Raw genomic sequence first — 7,325 nt, 5'->3', positions numbered from 1 at the left:
AAACTTCATTCTTTCGTTTTTGCTGACTTCAGACGGCTCGCAGCGAAAAAAGCGCTGGCTTCCTCTAGAAAGTCGTTTTCCTTCTTTAAACGACGGTTCTCTTTCTCCAGTTCTTTCACCTGCTGGCAAAGACGGATAAGTTCCTCATTAAGTGTCATGGCGCTTTGTGGAGTCTGTGAGCCTGCTCCCAGATCAAGATTGCCAAGCCGGTTGGCTCTTACCCAGCCATACATGGTATTCTTGGGAACCCCAAGCTCTTTGGCTGCCTTAGCTTGTCCGATTTCCTTTGCAAGTTTCACTGCCTGTACTTTGTATTCATGATCATATTTCCTGTTTTCTGCCATTTTTGTTCACTCCTTATTCTCTTGATTATATATCAAATCCTTGAGAATGGGGTGTCAACTTTTTTTATACCACATCAATTGAACCTTTTTCTCCCTTTAGGGACTTCCTAAGAAAACGATCCATATCCTGATAATTTTTCATATCAGAATACAATACCGTTGTAGTTACCGGACATTGGGCATTTTTAATTTTATTCTGCATCTTTAAAACAGTCTCATCAGATAAAACTACATTCAATGCTGTTCCTTTATCTGCAGTTTTATAAAGATCTTTTGTAAGTTCCATGGCTTTTTTACAATCCTGTTCTGATTCTTTCTTTTCTTTATCCTTGATTGGAATATCATATCCCCGTTTCTTTGCTTTTCTTATTTTTTCCTCTAAAATAATCTTCCTTGATATTTGTACTTTTTTTTGATAAATACATAGGAAAGCACCAGCTATTAGTATTATAATCGATAAAAATACTACTCTCCTATATCTGTTTTTTCTTTTCATTATGACCTCCATTTCTCTTTAAATCTTACATATGTAAGATTTAAATCTGCAAAACAACTAATTTTATCTCTTTCTTTTAATATCTATATCTTACAAGCGTAAGATATAGAAGTCAAGTCATATTTTCTCTTGACTTTTTCTTTATTAATTTTACAATAGTATTATTAAGAACTGTTCTTTTTAGAACTTTTAAGGAGTGGTATCATGCAACGAGCAACAGATTATCTTATGTCGCTACGAAAAACAATTAAATTATATGATCTCAATCTGAAAGAAGCCTGCAAAAGCTACGGGCTTACCCAGATTGAAATTACGATCATCAGCTTTCTTCACAATAATCCTGGAAAAGATACGGCTGCAGATATTGTAGAGTTAAGAATGCTGAGCAAGGGAAATGTATCACAGGCTGTGGAATCCCTAATCAAAAAATCAATGCTGATACGCCATCCGGATGAAAAAGACCGAAGAAAGATTCATCTTTCTCTAACTTCAGAGGCACTTCCTCTGGTGGAGCAAGTAGAAAATGCAAAGAAAACTTTTCTGGATCAGATTTTTTCTGGTGTGACTTCTGAAGAATATGAACAATATATATTAATAACAGACAAGATTATGAATAATATAAAAAATGATTTAGAAAGGAAAACATCTCACCATGAATGACAACAAAAACTTTTTAGGTACAGAACCAATTGGAAAACTTTTATTTAAACTGGCTGTTCCAACTTTGGCAGCTCAGCTCATCAATATGCTTTATAACATCGTAGACCGTATTTACATCGGTCATATCCCAGGAGATGGTGCTCTGGCCCTGACCGGTGTTGGTGTATGCATGCCTATTATTATGATTGTATCAGCTTTTGCTGCTTTAGTTGGATATGGCGGTGCTCCTAGAGCCTCTATTTTTATGGGAAAAAACGATAATGAATCTGCTGAAAAAACACTGGGAAACTGTTTTACTCTTCAGATTCTGATTTCTCTGGCTCTGACTGTATTCCTTCTTCTTTTCAGCAGAAACCTTCTGTTGACCTTCGGTGCCAGTGAAAACACCATTGACTATGCTGTTGCATACATGAATATCTATGCTGTTGGAACGATTTTCGTAGAACTGACACTTGGAATGAATGCTTTTATTACCACACAGGGGTTTGCAAAAACCGGTATGCTTTCTGTACTGATCGGAGCAATTTGCAATATCATCCTAGATCCTATTTTCATCTATGGATTCCATCTGGGTGTGCGTGGTGCAGCACTGGCAACGATTACCTCCCAGGCAATTTCCTGTATCTGGGTTGTTTCTTTCCTGTCAGGCAAAAAAACAATTTTAAAGATCCGGAAAGCGAATCTCCGATTACGTGCAAAAATCATCCTTCCTTGTCTTGCCCTTGGTCTTGCCACCTTTATTATGCAGGCCAGCGAAAGTGTTATCTCCGTCTGCTTTAATTCTTCTCTATTAAAATATGGCGGTGACATTGCCGTTGGTGCCATGACGATTTTAACCAGTGTTATGCAATTTGCAATGCTACCTCTTCAGGGTCTTGGACAGGGTGCCCAGCCTATTATGAGCTACAACTATGGAGCAAAAAATAAAGACCGTGTAAAAGGGACCTATCATATGCTTCTAAAATCCAGTTTGATTTATTCCACTTTACTCTGGCTGTGCATTATGCTGTTCCCTCAGGTTTTTGTATCCATGTTTACCTCTGACCCAGCTTTAATTGTATTTACAAAAACTGCTCTCAGAATCTATGTGGCATCTATGTTCCTATTTGGTATCCAGATTGCATGTCAGATGACTTTTACTTCTCTTGGAAATGCAAAAGCATCAATTATTGTAGCAGTAACAAGAAAATTCATCCTTTTGCTTCCGCTTATTTATCTGATGCCACACTTATATACAGCCAATCAAACAATTGCCGTATATATGGCTGAACCTATTGCAGATGCCATTGCTGTTACCTTTACTGCAATTTTGTTCTTTTTCCAGTTTAGAAAAGCAATGGAGCAGATTTCAGATAAAAATAATTAATAAAAAAGCTCCTGGCAGTATCAGCACTAGATATGCCATATGATCCATGCAGGAAAGTAAATAAGGGTAGAACGGCTCTTTATGCCATTTAGCCCTTATCTTTTCTTTGATTCCATAAAAAACAATTAATGTCAATGAGATATGTATCGCCATACACAGGATTCTTTCTATCACGTGAACTACCCCCACTTATAGAAGTGGGGGCTTCATGAGAACAGCGCATGGCAATTAAGCCATACGTATTCTCATAGGCGTTGCCACGACGCCTCTACTATAAAACGTGAAACCGGTGTATCTAATACAATGCAAAACATATGAACGTCAAGCTCCAGCACTCTTGCGGATACAATAAATCCAATGGCACCAATGAGAAGCGGCTTCCATGATACTCTCCTTTTGAGAATATATTCAGGCATTGTCATTTCCTCCAAATTCAATCTTGCTTCTCTTTCTGATCATCTGAGCTGCCATCACCACAACACAGAGTCCGGTGATAATCCATGGATATGCTGCCATAAAAAAATCTTTCATATTTTGTCTCCTTTGTATAATTTATCATTATGGTAACAATAACACGATTCCTATCCTGTTTCTATAAAGTGACGATGAGATGCATGATACGTACGATAACATGCAAAAAAAGATCCTGCATTACAACACAGGATCCTTTAATGTATCTATTATTTCTTTGTAATATGCTCGACTGGCTATAATAGTCTCTCCATTCATCATTCTTAATCTGCCTCTTCCACCCGATTCCGGTATCACAGATGAAATCTTTTTTATACTTACCAGCAATGATTTTGATGCCCTGATAAATGCAAACGGTTTTACTTGTTCCTCTACCTGGTAAAGTCGCTGCCTGATCTCATACACATGCTGCTTCGTATAAGCAAAAACTTTTTCTCCCACTGCTTCAAAGTACAATACAGCATCGAGACGTATTTGAAACATTTCCCTGTCAGCATTATAACCAATGATCATGTTTTTCTTTCCTTTAACATACTCTTCAATCCTTCCTAATTCCTTTATGTTTTGATCCGGTATGGTTTCCACACGTTCATCCTCTGGAGCCTTTAGCTGCATCATCAGTCCTCTGCACACACTGCCCAGGCTCCTGCTTATTTCTTCAACAGACATAATACAGGTGCTATTTACCAAAAGAGAGCCGATTCCAAGTGTATAGATTACCATATTGGTAATAAGCCACCTGGCATCCTGATTATTTAACTCCAAGCTATCTCTGACATAAGGCAAAATTTTTTCTATCTCCACCCTTTCATTAAAAAAATCCGAAGTAAACATATCACATTGGCACATGAAATGAATCCGGTAAAGCTCCAGCTCATCAATAGCAAACTGTATAGTCTTTATTCCATACCCTTTAAAAGGTGGAAACATTTTCAGTCCTGCCTCCATGTATTCCTCATATTTTAATTTTGCCTCTTCCTGCATACTTAATTCCACAATAACATCCCTCATCCTTTTTCTATATGTAGTATATCACAGCCCTTGTATAAGATTAAGTATTCTCTTGTATATTGTACAATTCATCTCACAACTATAAAATCAATATGCTATACCTCTCCTTTTTTATTCTTGTTCTAGAAACCCTAATATTTCATTCCAAAATTTTTCAATAGTTTCTTCCGTATCATTAAACAATTCATGCTTTCCCTCATGAAACAATACATATTTTGTGTTATCCTGTCGTATTGCATATTTCATTGTTTCTTTTGGTACAACCATATCATCACACTCAGCAATAAGTATTAACATTTTTACTCTTAATCTAGATATGAATGTAATATCTCTTGTATTTTCTCCGGCAGCTTTTATCCATCCATAGGATGCACCCCATGTCTGAAACAATGTATCATCCAATCTCTTCTCATAATAATATCTCTGTCTTTCTGTCATCTTGCTTTCATAAAGGAATAACTGATCTCATCGTATTTTTCAAGAAATTCACTAAATCCATGAATCACAAGTATGCTCCTATGCGAAAACTCGACTTTATAATGCTTATATCTGAGATGTGATCTATCAGCATTATAAAAATATTGCTCCTCACACCGCTTTATAATGTATGGATACACCACTTTTTCCATTTTCTTTTCAAAATCACTCATTACAAATACATCTCTGGCTCATTCAGAAAAACATCTGTAATACCAGCCTCCTCTAGTTTTCTTATCTCTATTACTTTCCCTGTCTGTTTTTCCGGATACAAATCTTCCGTCAGCCATGCTCTTACATTGATATCCTCAAGATCTTTTCTATCTAAATCTATGGCACCGGCATATGGATGAATTGCATTGGCCCCGCATTTACCGTTCATTTTATAGATACAATCTGATGCTTTTGTATCCAAGATTCCAATCTCTGCTTTAGGAAGCAGTTTTCTAATCTGTTCAAGGGACTTTGCATAAAAACTAGAGTATACGACTCGATCTTCAAATCCATATTTATTAATAACATTAATGATCTTCTCTTCCATTCCGTGATACATGACTTTACTGTTTTTTAGCTCTATATTAAGTTTTACTCTTTTTTTCTGTAACAGCTCCATAACCTCATTTAATGTTGGAATTGTTTCAGATAATTCATTATTTATCGTTTTAATATGAAATTTCTTTAATTCCGACAGCGTATAGTCTTTTACAAACCCAGTTCCATCCGTTGTTCTATCCAGTTGTTCATCATGTATAATGACTAACCCTCCGTCTTTGGACATCACATCAAGTTCTATTCCTTCAAGTCCATCCAGATTAGCCGCTTTTTCAAAAGCAAGTAATGTATTCTCCGGATAACGTAAACTACAACCTCTATGTGCCCAGATTTTCATAAAACCATCATCTCCTTATATACTAGTTTTCTTTCCTGGAGTTTTCTCTGTAATCTGCATAAATACATATCCTAAAATAAAAAATACTGCCAGCGAAGCAACAGCAATATTTATAGTGCCTCCTACTAACTTTACAAAACCCAAAACGGCCGAACCAAGGAACGAAGCCCCTTTGGAAAAAATATCATAAATACCAAAATATTCCCCTGATTTATCTGCAGGTATTATTTTTGTATAATAGCTTCTTGATAAGGCCTGTATTGATCCTTGAAACATACCTACTGACAAAGCAAGTATTGCAAATCCGATTAAACTGTGTAAAGTAAGTGCATATAAACATATGCATAAATATCCAAGAATGCAAATCTTAATAAGTGTTACTGTTTTGTATTTTTGAGTCAGTCTTACAAATAACATGGAAAAAGAAAATGCAACTATCTGTGTTCCAACAAGCATTACTACTTGACCCACTGTGTCCAATCCCAGATCTGTTCCAATATTTACGCAATTATCTATAATTGTTTCAACACCGTCAATATATAAGAAAAATGCAATAAGAAAAAATAGAACCTTTTTATCTTCAAAACATATGTTTTGAATGGTGTTTCCAACTCTTGAAAGAGCATTTTTTACAACGCCTTTTTCCCTTTCCGTATAATGAATCTGACGATAATTTTTTATCAATGGATGGTTACAACAAACCGCCATATTGCTGTAATTCCAAAGCCTATTAACATAGACAGACCGTTTGAAATAATATCAAGTATATCAGGTCCCATAATATAAGCTGCCAAAGCAATCAAAAACGGGATACACGATCCAAGATATCCCCATCCAAATCCGTAGGTTGAGACAACATCCAGACGATCCTCCGTAGTAACATCTCCAAGCATTGCATCATATACCAACAGTGATATAGAATAAGCAATTCTACTTATCACATAGACAGCAGCAAACATAATCCATGATGTGACAAACCCTGTTAACAAACATGTCACCGCACCGATAGCAACTGAAGCTACAAAGAATTTCTTTTTCTTACCCTTAAAATCCATAAAAGCTCCAAGTATCGGTCCAAGTATTGCCGTAATAATCGTCACTGCCGATGCAATAAGTGCCCAATATGCTGTTGCCTGATCCGATGTTATCTGACCATTCCCATTACCCATTGCTAATTTCTTAAACCAAATCGGTATCAGTGCGCAAGCCAGCATTGTAAATGCCGAATTTCCAACATCATATAATATCCAGGATATTTCAAGCTTTGTAAGTTTATCTTTCTTGTTTTGATTTTTTCCCACCTATTTTGCCTCCACTTTAATTTTTCCAGCGTATAGACTGACCATGATATAAAAATTCTTTTATATATTACCACTGTACTGTATAATCTAATGTCTATTATTGTAAAATCTATACAAAATTTAAACCCTATTATCTTCCTCTGTTTGGTCTTAAATCAACATAGTATCACGCAAACGAAGAGCGTCAGGAAAATGCATCTGCCCTTCGTGCCGTCTTAAATCAACATAGTATCACGCAAACCCCTTTTATCTCTTATCCCATTTTTTACGATTTTATTTTTAGTTGATATTTGTATGTTTTAGATTAACA

11 protein-coding genes are annotated in these 7,325 nt (G+C 36.1%); 2 read left to right on the top strand and 9 right to left on the bottom strand.

From position 1 onward, the window contains the following. Positions 1 to 5: 5 nt before the first annotated feature. Together KTB61_RS03005 and KTB61_RS03000 are read right to left on the bottom strand one after the other, a co-directional pair. Positions 6 to 344 carry a transposase gene (locus KTB61_RS03005; protein ID WP_216696754.1) on the bottom strand — a complete coding sequence of 113 codons (339 nt, stop codon included), beginning with the start codon at positions 342 to 344 and terminating at the stop codon, positions 6 to 8. A 64-nt stretch (positions 345 to 408) separates the two neighbouring features. Beyond that, complete coding sequence (locus tag KTB61_RS03000) at positions 409 to 840, bottom strand: DUF6070 family protein (RefSeq protein ID WP_216696753.1); 432 nt, start codon at positions 838 to 840, stop codon at positions 409 to 411. 204 nt (positions 841 to 1,044) lie between these two features. Here KTB61_RS03000 and KTB61_RS02995 point away from each other — a divergent pair, with 204 nt between their 5' ends. Both KTB61_RS02995 and KTB61_RS02990 read left to right on the top strand, forming a co-directional pair. After that, the gene (locus tag KTB61_RS02995; protein ID WP_216696752.1) at positions 1,045 to 1,500 is read left to right on the top strand and encodes a MarR family winged helix-turn-helix transcriptional regulator; all 456 of its coding nucleotides are present in this window, start codon (positions 1,045 to 1,047) and stop codon (positions 1,498 to 1,500) included. Beyond that, complete coding sequence (locus KTB61_RS02990) at positions 1,493 to 2,866, top strand: MATE family efflux transporter (protein WP_075758727.1); 1,374 nt, start codon at positions 1,493 to 1,495, stop codon at positions 2,864 to 2,866. Before KTB61_RS02995 ends, KTB61_RS02990 begins: the two co-directional genes overlap by 8 nt. A gap of 245 nt (positions 2,867 to 3,111) precedes the next feature. Here the strand turns inward: KTB61_RS02990 and KTB61_RS02985 are convergent, their stop codons facing one another. From KTB61_RS02985 to KTB61_RS12980, 7 genes are all read right to left on the bottom strand, one after another. Next, positions 3,112 to 3,282 carry a hypothetical protein gene (locus KTB61_RS02985; protein WP_216696751.1) on the bottom strand — a complete coding sequence of 57 codons (171 nt, stop codon included), beginning with the start codon at positions 3,280 to 3,282 and terminating at the stop codon, positions 3,112 to 3,114. Then, the gene (locus KTB61_RS13130; RefSeq protein WP_269145769.1) at positions 3,275 to 3,397 is read right to left on the bottom strand and encodes a hypothetical protein; all 123 of its coding nucleotides are present in this window, start codon (positions 3,395 to 3,397) and stop codon (positions 3,275 to 3,277) included. Before KTB61_RS13130 ends, KTB61_RS02985 begins: the two co-directional genes overlap by 8 nt. A gap of 120 nt (positions 3,398 to 3,517) precedes the next feature. After that, the gene (locus tag KTB61_RS13200) at positions 3,518 to 4,333 is read right to left on the bottom strand and encodes a LytTR family DNA-binding domain-containing protein (RefSeq protein WP_216696750.1); all 816 of its coding nucleotides are present in this window, start codon (positions 4,331 to 4,333) and stop codon (positions 3,518 to 3,520) included. A gap of 126 nt (positions 4,334 to 4,459) precedes the next feature. Next, a complete protein-coding gene (locus KTB61_RS02975; RefSeq protein ID WP_216696749.1) occupies positions 4,460 to 4,786 on the bottom strand; it encodes an alpha/beta fold hydrolase in 327 nt (108 codons plus the stop codon). Between the two features lie 211 nt (positions 4,787 to 4,997). Further along, a complete protein-coding gene (locus KTB61_RS02970; protein WP_216696748.1) occupies positions 4,998 to 5,714 on the bottom strand; it encodes a glycerophosphodiester phosphodiesterase in 717 nt (238 codons plus the stop codon). Between the two features lie 15 nt (positions 5,715 to 5,729). Next, the gene (locus KTB61_RS12985; RefSeq protein ID WP_230973576.1) at positions 5,730 to 6,422 is read right to left on the bottom strand and encodes an MFS transporter; all 693 of its coding nucleotides are present in this window, start codon (positions 6,420 to 6,422) and stop codon (positions 5,730 to 5,732) included. Further along, entirely contained in the window at positions 6,395 to 7,015 is a 621-nt protein-coding gene (locus KTB61_RS12980; protein ID WP_242946295.1) for an MFS transporter, read from the bottom strand. Before KTB61_RS12980 ends, KTB61_RS12985 begins: the two co-directional genes overlap by 28 nt. Between the last annotated feature and the right edge of the window lie 310 nt (positions 7,016 to 7,325).

The organism is Anaerostipes faecalis, assembly GCF_018982945.1.
GTDB classification, from domain to species: Bacteria; Bacillota; Clostridia; order Lachnospirales; family Lachnospiraceae; genus Anaerostipes; species Anaerostipes faecalis.
The sequence above is the reverse complement of the archived record's forward strand: the minus strand, read 5'-3'. Positions and strand labels throughout refer to the sequence as shown.